A 16,971-nucleotide genomic window follows, 5' to 3' on the forward strand; every position below is an offset into this window, starting at 1 on the left:
TCATATACTCCTAACAACTATATTTCCACAATAATCACACAATATTATATAAATGATGAATGGCAAGATAATGCAAAAAGAACTTATTTATATGATATCAATAATAATTTGACAGAAGACATATTAAGTTCAGATTATTTTGATTCTACAAAATTTCTATATGAATACGATGAAAATAATAACGGAATAAAAGGAGGATATTATGCCATATATGGAGACGAGTGGGCTAATGGTCAGTCAAATATAGAAATGTATTACAATAATATGCAAAGTACTTATAATGATACTAGGCAATGTTGTTTGATAACTATCTCCTACACCAAAACCCCTAAACCCGCCGGAATAGAAGAAATAGAACCATCAACATCAGAAATAGCCATCTACCCTAATCCATCAAAAGATTATATTAATATCTCCGTAGAAAACGATAAAATAGAAAATGTTGAAATCTATAACATAACCGGTAAATTAGTAAAACAAGAGAAATCAAACAAAATCAATATTAATGATTTGCCTGTAGGAATATATCTTATTAAGGTTGAAACTAATTGGGGAAAAACCACAGAGAAACTAGTAATAGAATAATTGTATCTATTATACATTCAATTTTTATCAATTATGAACAGTTAATTCGTAAAAGATTAAAATTATGTTCATATTAAAATATTGTCATTTTAACTATTCTTTCATCCATTTAAATGAATTACTTCCATCTTTTCCGCTAAATTTCAGGATATAGAGAGAATTTTTCGGCAATTGTTTAACATCAACCTGATTAATTCCTACTGAAATATTTTTCGTAAACACTATTTTACCGGATAAATCAAAGATATTCAATAAATAATCATTCTCAGAATCAATATAAATCACATTATTACCCGGATTCGGATAGATTTTGATGTTAATTGGTTTAATATTTTCAATTCCTTCAAGTGTAGATTTTACACCTTCATAAAAATGTAGTCCGCCGGAAAAATTCCCGATAATCATTTCGGGATAAGAAACATTGTTAAGATTACCTACAGCAGGTGCGGTACGATAACCTAAATTTTCAGGACTCAATATTTTTTCTTTAAAAACACCTTCTAAATTATTATCAATATCGTAATAACAAAATACATTTCCACTTTCGGAACCGACAAACAAATAAGTTGTATCATTATGATTAAATGCGCATGGCGTGCTATATCCTGACCAGGAGGCACTTTGGTCGCGAACATCTATTTCACCTAATGAATCCGTTATGTGAATAAATTCATTATTTCCATCATTCTCATAATAAACTATTCTTCCACGTTCATTACCTATTACCAAATCTGATTTTCCATCCTTATTAAAATCATAAAAACAGGGAGTTGAATATGCGAGATTCATTGAACTCAGATTTAACCAATCTGCATTCCGCATAAAAAAATCATCATTTCCTAAATTTTCAAATAAAATAATAGTTCCATCCGAATTTCCGCAGAACAAATCAAAATCACCATCATTATTATAATCAAAAAATGCCGGATAAAGTCCAAGCAAATCGTAATTCGACAAAGAAGCAAAATCATCTGTAATCATAACAAATTCAGGATTGCTACTATTCCCAACATTTTCAAAATAAGCAATTTGAGAGGTATATTTACAAGTTAGATTCATATATTGATCATAAGAACATTCTTTCCAATAACCATAATTTCCAACGAATAAATCGAGATCACCGTCATTATCATAATCAAACAACAAGGGATAAGCTCCTGAGCCAACGTCAATCATCTTATCCTGAAAGAATGATTTTGTTTCCAGAACAAATTGCGGAGAATTTTCCTCAGCAATATTTTTATAAAGCCAAACAGAATTAGTGTTAGCTATTTTAGTTTGAGCAGGATCAAAGGTTGAAACAATTAACTCTTTTTTTCCGTCTTTATCAATATCCAAATAATTCATCACCGGAAATGAAAAAAGATTTATCGGATTATTATCCGGAAAAGAAAAAGTATAATCGGTAATCAAAGCTTCATCAACAGTACCTTTATTAAATAATAAACACGGCGATGTGTAATCGACATCGCCGAGTAGTAAATCTAAAAGTCCGTCCCCATCAGCATCAAAAAGCAAAAAAGTTGAGCCTGTATGTTTTTCATTTTTAGTATTATCAGCTTCTAATTCAGATTTTCCCGGACAAGTATTAAGAGTAATAACGTTAGATTCTTCGCTTTCGGCAAATCTTCCCCAGCAATCGGATTCTTTATAATACAAAAGGGAATCGGATGTACCGTAACGTTCCATCGAATAATTTTTATGAAATTCAACATAAGAGCCTAAGGGTCCGAAAACAAGAATATCCAAATCTCCATCACCATCAATATCTTCAATAGCTGGATAATCAGCTGAAGTAGCAGGAATATTGGAATAAATCTGATTATAGTAAGATTCAATAAACGGCGATGTTACCTGTTTAAATTTCAACTCATTATTATTTGATTCATTTCTATAAACTTTAATTCCGAAACGCGTATAAGTAAAAATATCGTTTTTACCGTCATTATCATAATCTTTACAAATAATCCAATTAGTAATTTTAGGAAAGGAATTAAAATATTGCGGAGAGTAGATATATTTTACAGAAGAATTTTCAAAATTTGCGACGAAAAAGAGTAGTTTATCTCCTGTTCTGTCGAAGAGAACGAGATCGGAAATTCCGTCAAGGTTTAAATCCAATTCACAAAATTGAACTGAATTTAATCCGCCCGACCAGGCAAATTGAAACTCTAAATTTAAGGTATCATAAACTTTAACCGAATCGTCAAACTTAAACCCAAAACTAATTTCATTCTGACAATAAATTAGTTGAGAACAAAAAATAATAGTTGTTATGATAAATATCTTTATTATTTTCATTAAAAAACAATTTTTCAAACATATAATAAAAATGCGAATTATGCAAAGTTAAAATTTTATTAAAAACAAAGGGAAATAAATTTTGTATATTTTGCCAATATGTCGTATATTTGCACGCTAAAAAATTAGCTTAATAAAATTAACTTAAAAGATTAATAATTAAATTTTAAATAAGATGCAGATCAAGGGTACAATTAAATTATTTGCGATTTTACTCGCTTTGGTATGCCTTTTCCAATTATCCTTTACCGTTGTAACGAGGGTTGTTGAGCGCAAGGCTGACAAATACTCCAAGAGTGAGTATGTAATGAATCAATTTAACAAGATTAAATCGGGAGACGAGCTCCGTGATGCTAAGAGTTTGGATTCGTTAATGACAGCTAAAAAAGAGTATTATTTAGATTCAATTTCCTCAGTTCCGGTTTATAATCTTTTGATAAAGAAATACACATATTCCGATTGTAAAAGCAGGGAATTAAATCTTGGTCTTGACCTTAAAGGCGGTATGAACGTTGTTATGGAAGTTGCTGTTGTTGATGTTATTGAAGCATTATCACACAATTCGATGGATCCTACGTTCAGAAAAGCTATTGATATAGCAACCGAACGCCAGGCGAACAGCCAGTCAGGATTTTTACAATTATTCTACGAAGCATATCAAGAAATAGATCCTTCCGCACAGCTTGCGGGAATATTTGCATACGAGTTTAAAGATAAAGGAATAACCACAACATCTTCGAATGCAGAAGTTTATAAAGTATTGGAAGCTGAAACGAAAGATGCTATCGACAGATCTTACAGAATTTTACGTACACGTATAGATAAATTCGGTGTGGCACAACCCAACATTCAAAGCATTCCGGGAACAGGAAGAATTTCTATTGAATTACCCGGCGTTAAGGATGCTGCTCGTGTAAGAAAACTTTTACAAGGAACTGCAAGTTTGGAATTTTGGGAAACACATAAATTTTCCGAAATATATATGGTTTTTATTGATGCTAACAATAAATTAGCGCTTCTTGAAAATATGAATACGGAAGCTTCCGACAAATCAGTTGAGGAAGCACCTGTTACAATTGAAGAGGATGTTATTATTGAAGATATTATCACTCCAGAAGGGGAAGAAAGAACCGAATTGGAAGCCTTAATTACCGACGGCGATACAATTACGGAATCCGGTGAAGATGACCAATCTTTGGCTGAATGGGAAAGCCAAAACCCATTATTTAGATATTTAATTCCGGCTTTCTATACAGGTGATGACGGTCGTCAATATCCGTCTGAGAATGCGGCTGTTGGTAGCGCATTTATTAAGGATACAGCTATGGTTAACTCTTTATTAAGAAAAGTTGACTTACCAAGGGATATTAAATTAGCTTGGACAAACAAACCTGAACCGTCAACTCCCAATATGCTTCAATTAGTAGCATTAAAGGTGACCAGTAGAGACGGAAAGCCTCCATTGACAGGTGAAGTTATTACCGATGCCCGTCAAGATTACGATCAAAACGGTAATGTTGAGGTTACGATGATAATGAATCCGGAGCCGGGAGCTCGTTTATGGAAGAATTTAACAGGCCAAAATGCCGGTCGTCAGATTGCCGTAGTGCTTGATGATTATGTTTATACATATCCGGTAGTTCGTGGTGAGATTGCCGGCGGACGTTCTTCTATTTCCGGCGGCGGTATGACAGTAGAAGAGGCTCAAGATATTGCAACTGTATTGAAAGCCGGTAAATTACCTGCTCCTGCAAGAATTATCCAAGAGGAAATAGTTGGTCCTTCATTAGGTCAACATTCCATCAAATGGGGTATGATATCTTTCGGTGTTGCACTTCTTTTGGTAATAATAACAATGGCTGTCTATTACAATAAATCAGGTTGGATTGCCAATATTGCATTATTGTGTAACGTATTTTTTATAATAGGTATTCTTGCATCAATAGGTGCCGTACTAACTTTACCGGGTATTGCGGGTATCGTATTGACAATAGGTATGGCGGTGGATGCCAACGTTATTATTTTCGAACGTATTAAAGAGGAGTTAAAAGCAGGCAAGGGTATAAAACTCGCAATTGACGATGGGTATAAAAATGCATATTCGGCTATTATTGATAGTAATATTACCACTTTAATTACGGCTATCGTTCTTTATTTCTTAGGAACAGGTCCTGTTAAAGGTTTTGCTACAACTCTTATTATAGGTATTCTCTGCTCGCTGTTTACAGCAATATTTATCACAAGACTTCTATATAATAGAGCTTTAAACAAGAAAAAAGACATCAAATTTACTCGTAAATTTAATGCTAACTGGTTTACAAATGTTAATTTTGATTTTATAGGAAAAAGAAAAATCTTCTACATCATAACATTAGTGGCTATTGTTATTGGCGGTATTTCTTTAGCAACAAGAGGTTTATCTTTTGGTATTGATTTTGCCGGTGGTAGATCTTACGTTATTCGTTTTGATCAAGATGTAAATACTGTTGATATTGCAAACGCACTTGCAGAAAATTTAGAGTCAACTCCTGAGGTTAAAACTTTCGGGCCTAACAGACAAGTAAAAATTACTACTAAATATAAAGTAAATAATTCAGATGCTGCAATTGAAGACGAAATTACAAGAATATTATATGATGATCTGAAACCTTTCTTTAATACCGAAATCTCATATGACGATTTTGCAACTGAAGGTTCTGAAAAATATTTAGGTATATTAACCGTAACTAAAGTAGGTCCGACAATTGCAACGGATATGAGAACAAAATCCATTTGGGCTGTTGTTATCGCTTTAGCCGGAATATTCTTGTATATCATTTTAAGATTCCGTCGCTGGCAGTTTGCATTAAGCGGTGTATTATCTTTGGCACACGATGCTTTTATAACAATTTCATGTTATTCATTATTCTACGGAATCTTGCCGTTCAACTTAGATGTTGACCAAACGTTTATTGCAGCTATATTGACTATTATCGGTTATTCTATCAATGCGTGCGTTGTTATCTTCGACCGTGAAAGAGAGAATATCGGTTTATATCCAAAACGCGCATTTAAAACGAACCTCAACACTGCTATTAACAGCACATTAGCTCGTTCTGTAATGACTTCCTTCACAACTTTAATAGTTCTATTAGCTATTTTTATTCTCGGAGGTGAAAGTATCAGAGGTATGGCATTCGCATTACTTATAGGTATTTCTGTAGGTACTTATTCTTCCGTATGTTTAAGTTCCGCTTGGGTATATGACTTCACAAGAAAACGTGATGATGTTTCCAAACTCGGAAAAGTAGCAAAGAAAGAAGAAGCAATTATGGGCGCAGAAGCAAATAAATAGAAATATATATCTCAATATATTAATAAAAAAGCTGTTTCAATTACGAAACAGCTTTTTTATTGTTAAGTCTTGTTAGAATTTAATTCAATCTTCGGATCAATTTCTACACTTATTCAAATTATTTCTTTCTATAAATCATCAATTACTTCCACTCTTTCCATTCCATTTTCCGGAAAACCATAACTATCAACAGATTCATCCTTAGTAAACATCCAGAAAATTGTTTCACCTTCGGCACAAAGTTCTCCTGTCCCATCATAAAGTTTAATCTCAATTGTTACGAATCTATCGCGTTTGATTTCTGTAATTTTAGATTTAAGAGTGATATTTCCTTTTTCAATAAGTACAGGTTTTTTATACTTCATTGTCAGTCGGGAAGTAACTCCTGACCTATTACATTTTACATATACAGTCCAACTTGCAAGTTCATCGCATAAAGTTGCCTGAATACCTCCATGCAAGACATCATTATAACCACAGAAATATGATTTCGGCTCCCAAACCGAAATCATATATTCACCTTCTTCATAAAAAGACATCTGCAATCCGTGCTCATTGTCCGAAGCACAACCAAAACAAGAATAATTTGGAATATCGTTAAACGGGTTTTTAATGAAATATTTTTTACTCATATATTATTTTAATTCACCGTTAACATACTTCTTTTTACCAACAACTTGACCGCCTTTATTATATTCAGTCCATTCGCCATTACGTTTACCGCTATTATTATATTCACCGGTTAACTTTAGTGTAACACCATCATCAAAATATTCTTTATAAGTACCTACAGGAACATCATTATTATACTCTTCTTCCGACATCTTTTTCCCGTTATCATAATACAAAATATTTTTACCTTGGAATCTACCGTTACTATAAGAATATTCCGCAAGAAGTTTGCCTTCATTATTATACCATTTGCTTATCCCATTTTTATTTCCGTTAACATAATTAACTTCTTCCATCAAAACAGTCGGTTTATCAGTATAATATCTTTTATATGGACCTTCTTTCACTCCCATATTATAGGTTGTAATTTCATTTAAATAATTACCTCTTAAATATTTTCTGATTTCGCCATGATAAACATCATCTACATAATGTTCTTCCATCTCGAGCGAACCCTGATTATTAAGAGTGACAGCAACTCCGTTCTTTTTATCATTCTTATACTCGGTAACATCGCGCAATAAATCTTTTTCATTATAGTGCACCCAACAACCTTCTTTTTTACCATTTACATAATTGCCGGCATAAGTCTGATTACCTGATTTTTCTTTAACATAACCATTTTTTGTTTGTCCGAAAGATATAACCGGAACCAAAATCATTAAAATAAAAAATAACTTTTTCATATGAATCTAATTTTAAATTGTTTATTTTATCTCTTTGTTTTGATTATTTGCAACTTCTATACAATAATATATTTCAATCAAAATATTATTAAAGACAGAATCACAAAATTTATATAATTAATTGACTATTAAGAATCATTTATTTTTTCAAAAATTTCTAAACTATTTCTTTCTGTTTGCAATCGATAAAATTATTCCGAGAGCAACTCCCAAGAGTGCTGCAAATAACACCTGCCATTCTTCGGGAAGAATAAAAGTTATTGTATGCGCCGGAATCCAAAAGAAAGGTATTGTTTTGGCAAATACGAAATTCCACTGAACTTTCCAGTTCAGATTCTGAGAAATCTGGCCGAAATGAATCGGAGTAAAAAAACCTTTTAATGTTCCGCCGGTATTAAGGATATGCGCATCGGTAATTTTATGTAATGTCATAAATACAGGGGCAAAAATACAATTCATTGTTGTTGATACACAAAAAGCAACGAAGACTTTCTTCCAGGTTAAAGTACCAGCAAGTGCGGTAATAGAATTTTTCACTCCAAGATATTCAAGAAAAACAGGTGTTCCGGCAGAAAAAATTGTCATCGCCATTTTTATTCCAAGCCCGAAAATTCCCCAAACAAGAGCTCTCGGAACTAAACCGAAACCTTTGTAATTATATACACCTTTAGATAATCTTAATCCGATTGCTTCTCCCGTAGTTGATAAAAGTGCGAATTTAACAAAACTCATTATCATTCCATGTTCTCTATTCAGTCTTTCATAACATTCATAAACAGCAGGGAAAATAAAAAAAGGAAGTAATACTATAATTACAACAAAAATAAAAATAAAATCTTTTTTCTTCATACAAATATCTTTTTCGTCATAAGCAAACTATTCAAATTAATTGGTTGACATAGCTTGCAAAGTAAAATTTCTGCAAATTTAATAATTATTGAAGTATATTTGCACATTAATTTTATAAATAATCGGATTGAAATTAAGCGAGCCAAACAAGCGGGTACTGAAAAAATTATGGAAGAACAAGTTAACGGTTGTTTCGGCCTCTTATATTTTTTTATGTATAATAATTGCCGTTTTCGCTTATCAAATCATTCCAGACAAAACTAAAAACGCTAATACACAAAATATTGAAATAGCCATAAAGAAACCCGGCTTTAGAGTTGATATGCTTATAATTGACTCGGTTGTTCATATTCCATTAAGCGAATACAAAAAATCAAATGATACTTTATATTATACTTCTTATGATGGAGATAAAGGATTTACGACTTCCACTAATTATAAGATTGAAAAGAAAAAATATATTTTCGGTACTGATAAGTTCGGCAGAGATGTTTTCAGCAGGTTGATTTTGGGCACAAGAATAAGTTTATCTATCGGAATTATCGCTGTAGTATTATCACTTCTGATAGGTGTTTTCTTCGGATCATTAGCAGGTTATTTCAGAGGAAGAGTAGATTCTGTGATAATGTGGCTTATAAACGTAGTTTGGTCGATTCCTTCGGTTTTATTAGTTATTGCCATAAGTTTTGCATTGGGACGAGGATTTTGGCAGGTATTTGTTGCTGTCGGGTTAAGTTTATGGGTTGATGTTGCGCGATTGGTTCGCGGACAAGTTATTTCAATTAAGGAACAGGAATATATAGACAGTGCAAAAACATTAGGGTTTAAAACAAGCAGAATAATAATGAAACATATCTTGCCTAATTTAATTGGCCCACTACTTGTTATATCTGCCAGCAATTTTGCAAGTGCAATTTTGTTGGAAGCCGGATTAAGTTTTCTCGGAATTGGCGTTCAACCTCCTATGGCATCATGGGGAACAATGATAAAAGAAAGCTATGCTTATTTAATTCTCGGAGATCCTTACCTCTCTATACTTCCAGGAATAGCAATAGTTTTGATGGTATTGGCATTTATGTTACTCGGCAATGGATTGCGTGATGCTCTTGATGTTAAATAATGTTAAGCACTTCCCCATTCATATATTTTAATATTCATTTTTCTTATTTTTGCTCCCGAAAATTTAAACTAAGATAAAACATGGACATAGAAATTACCAATTTGACGAAGAAATACGGCACACAAAAAGCTGTCGACAATATTTCTTTCAAAGTTAAGACAGGAGAAGTTCTCGGATTTTTAGGTCCGAATGGTGCGGGGAAAACTACAACCATGAAGATTATTACAACTTACTTCTCTCCTACCTCGGGAGATGTCACTGTCGGTAATTATTCTGTTACAAAAGAACCCGAAAAAGTGAAACCGTTAATCGGATATTTACCTGAAAGCAATCCGCTTTACCAAGACATGGCAATTATTGATTATCTTCGTTACTCCGCTCTATTACAAGGTGTAAAGAAAAGTGAATTAGATAACAGATTGATTGAAATGATTAGCATTTGCGGACTTGAACGTGAAAAACACAAAAACATCAATGAGTTATCTAAAGGTTACAAACAACGCGTAGGATTAGCGCAAGCATTAATTCATGACCCTGAAGTTTTAATCTTAGATGAACCTACTTCCGGTTTGGATCCGAATCAGATTATTGAAATCCGCGAACTTATCAAAAGAATAGGAAAAGAAAAAACAGTTATTTTAAGTTCTCATATTCTTGCGGAAGTTGAAGCTACTTGCGACAGAATCTTGATTATCAACAAAGGTAAGATCGTGGCCGACGGCAGTCCCAGCGAATTAAGAAACCGCGCGCATGACGCCGAAATTCTTACTATTAAAATTGAAGACGGCGAAACAAATGAAATTCACAGAATATTAATGGAACTACCGACCGTTTACTCTGTTGATATAATTGAAGGAAGAGAAAACACTTTCGAAATACGTTCAAATAAAGATTGTTCATCCAAACGCGACATATTTTATACTTGCGTAAAAAACAATTGGATACTGACTGAAATGGTGGGTATTGAAACTAAATTAGAAGATATTTTCCGCGAATTAACCAGTAATTAATAACACAAAATTAAAATTACAATGAATAAAACATGGATATTAACACATAAGGAATTGAAAGCATTTTTCGATTCTTTAATAGCTTATATATTAATTGTTATATTTCTTGGGTTTACAGGCTTTTTCACTTGGCTACCATCAGGTGCCGACATCTTTTTTCAAGGTCAAGCTAATTTAAACTCTTTCTTCTCAATATGTTTCTGGTCGCTATTCTTTTTTATTCCGTTAATAACAATGCGTTCATTAGCAGAAGAAAACAGATCCGGAACAATTGAATTATTACTAACAAAACCTATTAGTGATTGGCAAGTTGTTTTAAGTAAATATTTATCGGCACTGATTTTAATCTGCACAGCATTATTATTAACCGTACCGTATTATATTACTGTAGCAAACATCGGTAATGTAGATCACGGCGCAATAATTTCCGGCTATGTAGGACTAATATTGATGAGCAGTGCATACATCGGTATCGGAATTTTTGCCAGCAGCATATCTAAAAATCAGATTGTGGCCGTATTACTTGCATTATGTTTTGGAATATTTTTTCATTTTATTTCCGGAATTTTGGCAGGAAGTTTAAGCGGTTTTTTCGGCAATCTATTCAACTATTTAAGTACCGGTACCCATTTCGAATCATTTGCAAGAGGTGTTATTGACACAAGGGATATCATCTACTTTTTATCATTGACGGCAGCCGGATTAATAGCAGCCGAATCCGTATTAGGAAGAAGAAAATTGTCAAACTAAAAAAAGATGATAATGAAACCATCATGGCAAATAAGTCTTCCCAACGAACAAAAAGAATCCATGTGGTTACATATGAACGAATAAATTAAACATCAATGAATTAAACTTATTTTCATATGAAAACAAAAAAACAATTAACATATAGTCTATTAATAATATTAGGTGCGCTTATTCTGGTAAATGTTATCTCTGTTAATTTCTTCAAAAGATTTGATAATACTCAGAATAAAGATTATACTATGAGTAAGGCTACAAAGAATATTCTAAAAAATCTTAATGAACCTGTTACAATTACTGCATATTTTACCAAAGATTTACCCCCGCAATATTCTAAAGTAAGAAAAGATTTTCAAAATGTATTGAGTGAATATTCTACCATTTCCAAAGGAATGGTCAGGTATCAATTTATTGACCCTAATACTCCCGAATTACAACAAGAAGCAGCTCAAAACGGCATTTACCCTGTTATGATTAACGTTCGTGCAAAAGATAAGATTGAGCAACAACGTGCATATATTGGAGCAGTAATTAAAGCCGGAACAGGTGTTGAAACTATTCCAATTGTTCAGAGCGAATCAGCAATCGAGTATAATTTAACAATGGCCATTAAAAAATTAACTATTGTTGAAAAACCATTTATCGGAATTATTCAAGGACATGGTGAGCCCAACATGCAATCTTTAAACAACGCTTTAGGCGAAATATCTTATTTGTATAATATTGAACCTCTTTACTTATCCGATTCTATTAATTTAATTAAATATAAAACTCTTGTTATTAACGCACCGAAATCGGAATATTCTCTTGATGAAATTGCCAAATTGGAAGAATATTTATCTTACGGAGGTAAATTACTTCTTAATTTAGAACACAACACCGCTGACCTACAATCAAATATGCAAATCACTGCTAATCATACAGGATTGGAAGCTTGGCTTTCAAATTACGGATTAATCATTGAAGATAATGTTGTTATTGATAAACATTGCGGCAATATAGGAGTACAGCAACAACAGGGTCCGTTCAACATGACAATTCCAATGTCATTTCCATACATGCCAATCATTTCTAATTTCGGAGACCATCCGATTACTGAGAAACTTCAAGGATTAATATTTCTGTTTCCAGCATCAATTCAATATACAGGAACAAACATGGAATATACTCCTTTATTGCTTACATCAAATGCTTCGGGAACTCAAACTCTGCCGGCATATGTTAATTTACAGAAAAAATGGACTAATTCGGATTATCCTCTCTCAGGAATTGCAATCGGGGGAGTTCTGTCAGGTAGTTTCAATAATGGCCCTAGCACGTCAATTATTGTGATTGCTGATGGAGATTATATGTTAAGCCAGGGACAACAAAGGGTAAATGCAGACAATATTAATTTGTTTGCCAATTCGATAGATTGGTTATCCGATGATACCGGATTAATAGACTTACGCTCTAAAGGTTTATCTTACAGACCAATTGATGACATGGAAGATAGTAAAAAAGCATTTTTAAAATGGTTGAATTTCTTATTACCAATAGCAATAATTATTTGTTTCGGATTAATAAATATGCAAATCAGAAGATCAAAACGAGTTAAAAGAATGGAGGAAAATTATGTCAAGTAAAAAAAGCAAAAGATTAATTTTAAGTATCTGTATTTTTGTAATTCTTGCAGTAATTGTAATTTTACAATTCACTGTTTTTAATAAAAGAGGTGAGCGGAATTTCAAAGAAATATTAAATCCTGTTGATTATAATACAATTGACAGAATTGAATATATTATGCCATCTAATAATATACCTGCAATATTAACAAAAGAAGGCAATATTTGGAAAATAACAAGAAACGATACTACATACACTGCTGATTATTTGCTGGTAGAAAATGTATTAAGAGAAACTACAAAAGTCAAACCTGCGCGTATTGTAGCTGTAAGTAAAGATAAATTAGAAGAATATGATTTCAAAGACGATAAGACAATTCCGGTAAAATATTTTTCAAATGGAAAAGTTGTAGCCGAATATCATATCGGAGGTTATGAATTTTTGTCGTTACCGTCTACCGATCCGAATGGAAGACCCCGTGACGGAATGTTTACATTTATTAAAGAACCTAAAAGTGATATTATTTACTCTATATGGGGGTTTCTAAGAACATTCTTTAACAGCGATATAAACTTACTGAGAAATAAAATTATCTACAATATAAATAACAACGATGACATACTTGAGGTTGTAGGCTTGTTCAACGATGAAAGTAATAATTTTTTATTAGTCAAAAATGCTGATAATTTATGGGTATATAACGGCAATATTGTTGATGATGAGAATATTAATAAGATAAATACTTATCTTCAAAAAGTAAAATCGCAAACCGGAATCGTATTCTATCAAGACGAGTATTCCAAAGATAATGTTGAAACAATAACCATTAAGGGCAATAACTTTTCTCCTATAGTACTTAACTTCTATCCCATCGAAAACACGAAAGACTATGTATATGAGTCGAATACTTATAATGAAGGTGTCTTTTACGATAAAAACGGTTCCCAGCGAGGAAGGCTCATTTTAGAATTTTAATGTTTAAATACAAAAACACAAAGCTTTATTTCTTGAATTTTCAAAGTTAAAAAGAATTCTATTTGCGTTTTTCAAAGTTAAAAACACTTTAACTTTTTTTGTAGTATTTATTCCATTTAAAAAATTAATTCCGTTTTAAATTATTATCTTTGCAGAAAATTTTTAATAACCAAATTTATTATATTAATTATGAAAAGAAATGTAATCATTATCGGTGCAGCCGGGAGAGATTTCCACAATTTCAACATGTACTTTAGAGACAATCAGGATTATAATGTGGTAGCCTTCACTGCTGCGCAAATCCCTGACATTGACGGAAAAAAATATCCAAAAGAGTTAGCCGGAAAATTGTATCCGAACGGAATTCCAATTGTAGCAGAAAGTGAACTTGTAGATTTAATCAAGAAAAACAAAGTTGAAGAGTGTATATTCTCATACAGTGATGTAGAATATAATAAGTTAATGAGCTTGGCTTCTATAATCAATGCTGCAGGTGCTGATTTTAGATTACTTGGCTTAGATTCAACAATGTTGAAATCTACGAAACCAGTTATCGCTACAGGTGCCGTTAGAACAGGCGGCGGAAAAAGCGAAGCTTCAAGAAGAATTGTTGATGAACTTAAAGCTTTAGGTCTTACAGTAATTGCCATACGTCATCCAATGCCATATGGTGACCTTGTAAAACAAGCTGTTCAACGTTTTGCAACTGTTGAAGACTTGAAAAAACATGAGTGCACTATCGAAGAAATGGAAGAATACGAACCACACGTAATGCGTGATACCATTATTTATTCAGGTATAGATTATGAAGCAATATTACGTGAAGCTGAAAAAGAAAATCCGGATGTAATCCTTTGGGATGGTGGAAATAATGACTTCCCATTCATCCGTCCTGACCTTATGATCACAATGGTAGATCCACAAAGAGCAGGTCATGAATTACGTTACTACCCCGGAGAAACAACTTTAAGAATCGCTGATGTTGTAGTTGTTAATAAAATTGAAAGCGCTGATTTAGACGACCTTATGTTTGTTAGAGAAAATGTAGCATATGCTAATCCGAACGCTTTGGTAATTGATGCCGTTTCTCCTACATTTGTCGACAAACCTGAACTTATCAGAGGAAAACGCGTTTTAGTAATTGAAGAAGGTCCAACTGTTACTCATGGAGAAGTGGAATACAGCTACGGTAGTTTAACAGCTTTGAAATACGGTGCTGCTGAATTAGTTGATCCGAGACCTTACGCTGTGGGTAAATTGAAAGAAACATTTGAAAAATATCCGGATTTAGGTCCAATTTTACCTTCTATGGGCTATAGCGCACAACAAGTAAAAGATTTGGAAGCAACAATCGAAAATACGCCTTGCGATTTAGTAGTTATTGCCACACCTATTGATATTAACAGAATTATCAAAATCAATAAACCTTCAGTGAAGATCGGTTACGAACTTCAAGAAATCGGGAAACCTGATTTCAAAGATGTTATTGGCGATTTTGCTGCTAAACACAACTTGAAAAAATAATTTTTTAGAAAAGGCGACTCTTTGAAGGTCGCCTTTTTTTTGCCCTAATGTTAACAAAAACAACATCAAAGCAAAAAAATAAAACCAACAATATATCTTTACCAAATGAAAAACAAAAGTTTAATTTCAATTACCGATTACAATAAAGATGAATTATTGCAACTCATCAATTTGGCCGAATACTTTGAAGAAAATCCGGAACCAAGCTTGCTTCATGACAAAGTTATTGCTTCTCTCTTTTTTGAACCATCCACAAGAACAAGATTGAGTTTTGAAACGGCAATACAAAGGCTTGGTGGTAAAATCATCGGATTTACCGACGCTTCTACCTCAAGCGTGCAAAAAGGAGAATCATTACGCGATACTATTACCAACATCAGTTTGTATGCCGATTTGATAGTTATGCGTCATCCTCTCGAAGGTGCGGCAAGATTTGCTTCTGAAGTTTCGCATGTGCCTATCATCAATGCGGGCGACGGTGCAAATCAGCATCCTACACAATGTATGCTCGATCTTTTTTCCATAAAGAAAACCCAAGGTACACTCGAAAATCTTAACATCACTTTAGTTGGCGATTTAAAATACGGAAGAACAATACATTCTTTAGTGCAAGCAATGTCTAATTTTAATGCAACATTCTATCTCGTCTCCCCAGATGAATTAAGATTACCGGCTACTATCATTCAAAATATTAAAGATGCAAATCTCAAATATTACGAAATGAAATCACTCGAAGAAGCAATTCCATTATCCGATTTACTTTATATGACTCGTGTACAAAGAGAACGCTTTGCCGATCCGCTTGAGTATGAAAAAGTTAAAAACAGTTACATTTTGAAAAACAGTATGCTTGTAAATTCAAAACCAAATCTTAAAGTTATGCATCCGTTGCCGAGAGTTAACGAAATCAGTATTGATGTAGATGAAAACCCAAAAGCATATTATTTTCAACAAGCATTAAATGGAGTTTACATGCGAGAAGCACTTTTAGCAAGAATTTTAGGTCTTAAATAATAATTTAAATGATAATGGAACAAAGAAAACAATTGATAGTTTCTGCTATCGAAAATGGCACAGTAATAGATCATATACCTGTTGACAGTTTATTTACAGTAGTAAAAATCTTGGAATTAGAAAAGCTCAACGAGCAAGTAACAATAGGCTACAATTTTGAAAGTAAAAAATACGATAAAAAAGGTATTATTAAAGTAGCTAATAAATACTTTAAAGACGTAGAATTGAACAAAATAGCATTAGTTGCCCCAAGTGCATCAATTATTGTTATCAAAGACTTTCAAGTTATTGAAAAGAAAAATGTTGAATTACCCGAAACAATCGGAAATATAGTCTCTTGCATCAATCCTAAATGTATTACAAACAATCAGGAAGTTGACTGTAAATTTACATTAGTGAACAATAAAAACGAAGAGTTGAAAATCAAATGTCATTATTGCGAGAAATATACCACTAAGAAAAATATGACTTTTAAATAATTATTGATTTCTTTATATCAGTTCGATATTTAGCACGGCATTACAAAAACTTTACCATAATTTTTATCGC

At 32.8% G+C, this 16,971-nt stretch carries 14 protein-coding genes; 10 read left to right on the top strand and 4 right to left on the bottom strand.

What is annotated here, in order from left to right:
- Nucleotides 1–585 (top strand): T9SS type A sorting domain-containing protein (locus LBP67_03325; protein ID MDR2084006.1); only part of this gene is annotated, 585 nt, incomplete at its 5' end.
- 93 nt (nt 586–678) lie between these two features.
- On the opposite strand, the gene LBP67_03330 is transcribed toward LBP67_03325, so the two are convergent.
- A complete protein-coding gene (locus LBP67_03330) occupies nt 679–2,886 on the bottom strand; it encodes a T9SS type A sorting domain-containing protein (GenBank protein ID MDR2084007.1) in 2,208 nt (735 codons plus the stop codon).
- A 175-nt stretch (nt 2,887–3,061) separates the two neighbouring features.
- Here LBP67_03330 and secDF point away from each other — a divergent pair, with 175 nt between their 5' ends.
- On the top strand, nt 3,062–6,220 hold the full coding sequence (gene secDF, locus LBP67_03335) for a protein translocase subunit SecDF (protein ID MDR2084008.1): 3,159 nt from the start codon (nt 3,062–3,064) through the stop codon (nt 6,218–6,220).
- A gap of 128 nt (nt 6,221–6,348) precedes the next feature.
- Here the strand turns inward: secDF and LBP67_03340 are convergent, their stop codons facing one another.
- The 3 genes from LBP67_03340 to LBP67_03350 all read right to left on the bottom strand — a co-directional run bounded on the left by LBP67_03340 (nt 6,349) and on the right by LBP67_03350 (nt 8,427).
- The gene (locus LBP67_03340; GenBank protein ID MDR2084009.1) at nt 6,349–6,852 is read right to left on the bottom strand and encodes a PaaI family thioesterase; all 504 of its coding nucleotides are present in this window, start codon (nt 6,850–6,852) and stop codon (nt 6,349–6,351) included.
- 3 nt (nt 6,853–6,855) lie between these two features.
- Nucleotides 6,856–7,578, bottom strand: a complete 723-nt coding sequence (locus LBP67_03345; GenBank protein ID MDR2084010.1) for a hypothetical protein — start codon at nt 7,576–7,578, stop codon at nt 6,856–6,858.
- Nucleotides 7,579–7,740: 162 nt separating this feature from the next.
- Nucleotides 7,741–8,427 (bottom strand): hypothetical protein, encoded by a 687-nt coding sequence (locus tag LBP67_03350; GenBank protein MDR2084011.1) that lies wholly within the window; start codon nt 8,425–8,427, stop codon nt 7,741–7,743.
- Nucleotides 8,428–8,554: 127 nt separating this feature from the next.
- On the opposite strand from LBP67_03350, the gene LBP67_03355 reads away from it, so the two are divergent.
- The 8 genes from LBP67_03355 (at nt 8,555) to LBP67_03390 (ending at nt 16,901) form a co-directional block, all read left to right on the top strand.
- The gene (locus LBP67_03355; GenBank protein MDR2084012.1) at nt 8,555–9,547 is read left to right on the top strand and encodes an ABC transporter permease; all 993 of its coding nucleotides are present in this window, start codon (nt 8,555–8,557) and stop codon (nt 9,545–9,547) included.
- A gap of 80 nt (nt 9,548–9,627) precedes the next feature.
- Nucleotides 9,628–10,557, top strand: coding sequence for an ATP-binding cassette domain-containing protein (locus tag LBP67_03360; GenBank protein MDR2084013.1), 930 nt, complete (start codon nt 9,628–9,630; stop codon nt 10,555–10,557).
- A 21-nt stretch (nt 10,558–10,578) separates the two neighbouring features.
- Nucleotides 10,579–11,307, top strand: coding sequence for an ABC transporter permease (locus tag LBP67_03365; protein ID MDR2084014.1), 729 nt, complete (start codon nt 10,579–10,581; stop codon nt 11,305–11,307).
- A 116-nt stretch (nt 11,308–11,423) separates the two neighbouring features.
- Nucleotides 11,424–12,929: a GldG family protein gene (locus LBP67_03370; protein ID MDR2084015.1), complete on the top strand. Its 1,506-nt coding sequence runs from the start codon at nt 11,424–11,426 to the stop codon at nt 12,927–12,929.
- Nucleotides 12,919–13,884 (top strand): DUF4340 domain-containing protein, encoded by a 966-nt coding sequence (locus LBP67_03375; GenBank protein MDR2084016.1) that lies wholly within the window; start codon nt 12,919–12,921, stop codon nt 13,882–13,884. The genes LBP67_03370 and LBP67_03375 overlap by 11 nt, the downstream gene beginning before the upstream one ends.
- A 189-nt stretch (nt 13,885–14,073) precedes the next feature.
- On the top strand, nt 14,074–15,408 hold the full coding sequence (locus LBP67_03380) for a cyclic 2,3-diphosphoglycerate synthase (protein ID MDR2084017.1): 1,335 nt from the start codon (nt 14,074–14,076) through the stop codon (nt 15,406–15,408).
- A 105-nt stretch (nt 15,409–15,513) separates the two neighbouring features.
- Entirely contained in the window at nt 15,514–16,422 is a 909-nt protein-coding gene (pyrB, locus tag LBP67_03385) for an aspartate carbamoyltransferase (protein MDR2084018.1), read from the top strand.
- 8 nt (nt 16,423–16,430) lie between these two features.
- On the top strand, nt 16,431–16,901 hold the full coding sequence (locus LBP67_03390; protein ID MDR2084019.1) for an aspartate carbamoyltransferase regulatory subunit: 471 nt from the start codon (nt 16,431–16,433) through the stop codon (nt 16,899–16,901).
- Nucleotides 16,902–16,971 lie beyond the last annotated feature (70 nt).

The organism is Bacteroidales bacterium (genome assembly GCA_031276035.1).
Lineage (GTDB): Bacteria > Bacteroidota > Bacteroidia > Bacteroidales > BM520 > RGIG7150.

Excerpts from the sequence above, each read along its gene's own strand:
- LBP67_03330 (MDR2084007.1), bottom strand. The coding sequence starts at position 2,886 with ATGAAAATAATAAAGATATTTATCATAACAACTATTATTTTTTGTTCT.
- secDF (MDR2084008.1), top strand. The coding sequence starts at position 3,062 with ATGCAGATCAAGGGTACAATTAAATTATTTGCGATTTTACTCGCTTTG.
- LBP67_03340 (MDR2084009.1), bottom strand. The coding sequence starts at position 6,852 with ATGAGTAAAAAATATTTCATTAAAAACCCGTTTAACGATATTCCAAAT.
- LBP67_03345 (MDR2084010.1), bottom strand. The coding sequence starts at position 7,578 with ATGAAAAAGTTATTTTTTATTTTAATGATTTTGGTTCCGGTTATATCT.
- LBP67_03350 (MDR2084011.1), bottom strand. The coding sequence starts at position 8,427 with ATGAAGAAAAAAGATTTTATTTTTATTTTTGTTGTAATTATAGTATTA.
- LBP67_03360 (MDR2084013.1), top strand. The coding sequence starts at position 9,628 with ATGGACATAGAAATTACCAATTTGACGAAGAAATACGGCACACAAAAA.
- LBP67_03365 (MDR2084014.1), top strand. The coding sequence starts at position 10,579 with ATGAATAAAACATGGATATTAACACATAAGGAATTGAAAGCATTTTTC.
- LBP67_03370 (MDR2084015.1), top strand. The coding sequence starts at position 11,424 with ATGAAAACAAAAAAACAATTAACATATAGTCTATTAATAATATTAGGT.
- LBP67_03375 (MDR2084016.1), top strand. The coding sequence starts at position 12,919 with ATGTCAAGTAAAAAAAGCAAAAGATTAATTTTAAGTATCTGTATTTTT.
- LBP67_03380 (MDR2084017.1), top strand. The coding sequence starts at position 14,074 with ATGAAAAGAAATGTAATCATTATCGGTGCAGCCGGGAGAGATTTCCAC.
- pyrB (MDR2084018.1), top strand. The coding sequence starts at position 15,514 with ATGAAAAACAAAAGTTTAATTTCAATTACCGATTACAATAAAGATGAA.
- LBP67_03390 (MDR2084019.1), top strand. The coding sequence starts at position 16,431 with ATGATAATGGAACAAAGAAAACAATTGATAGTTTCTGCTATCGAAAAT.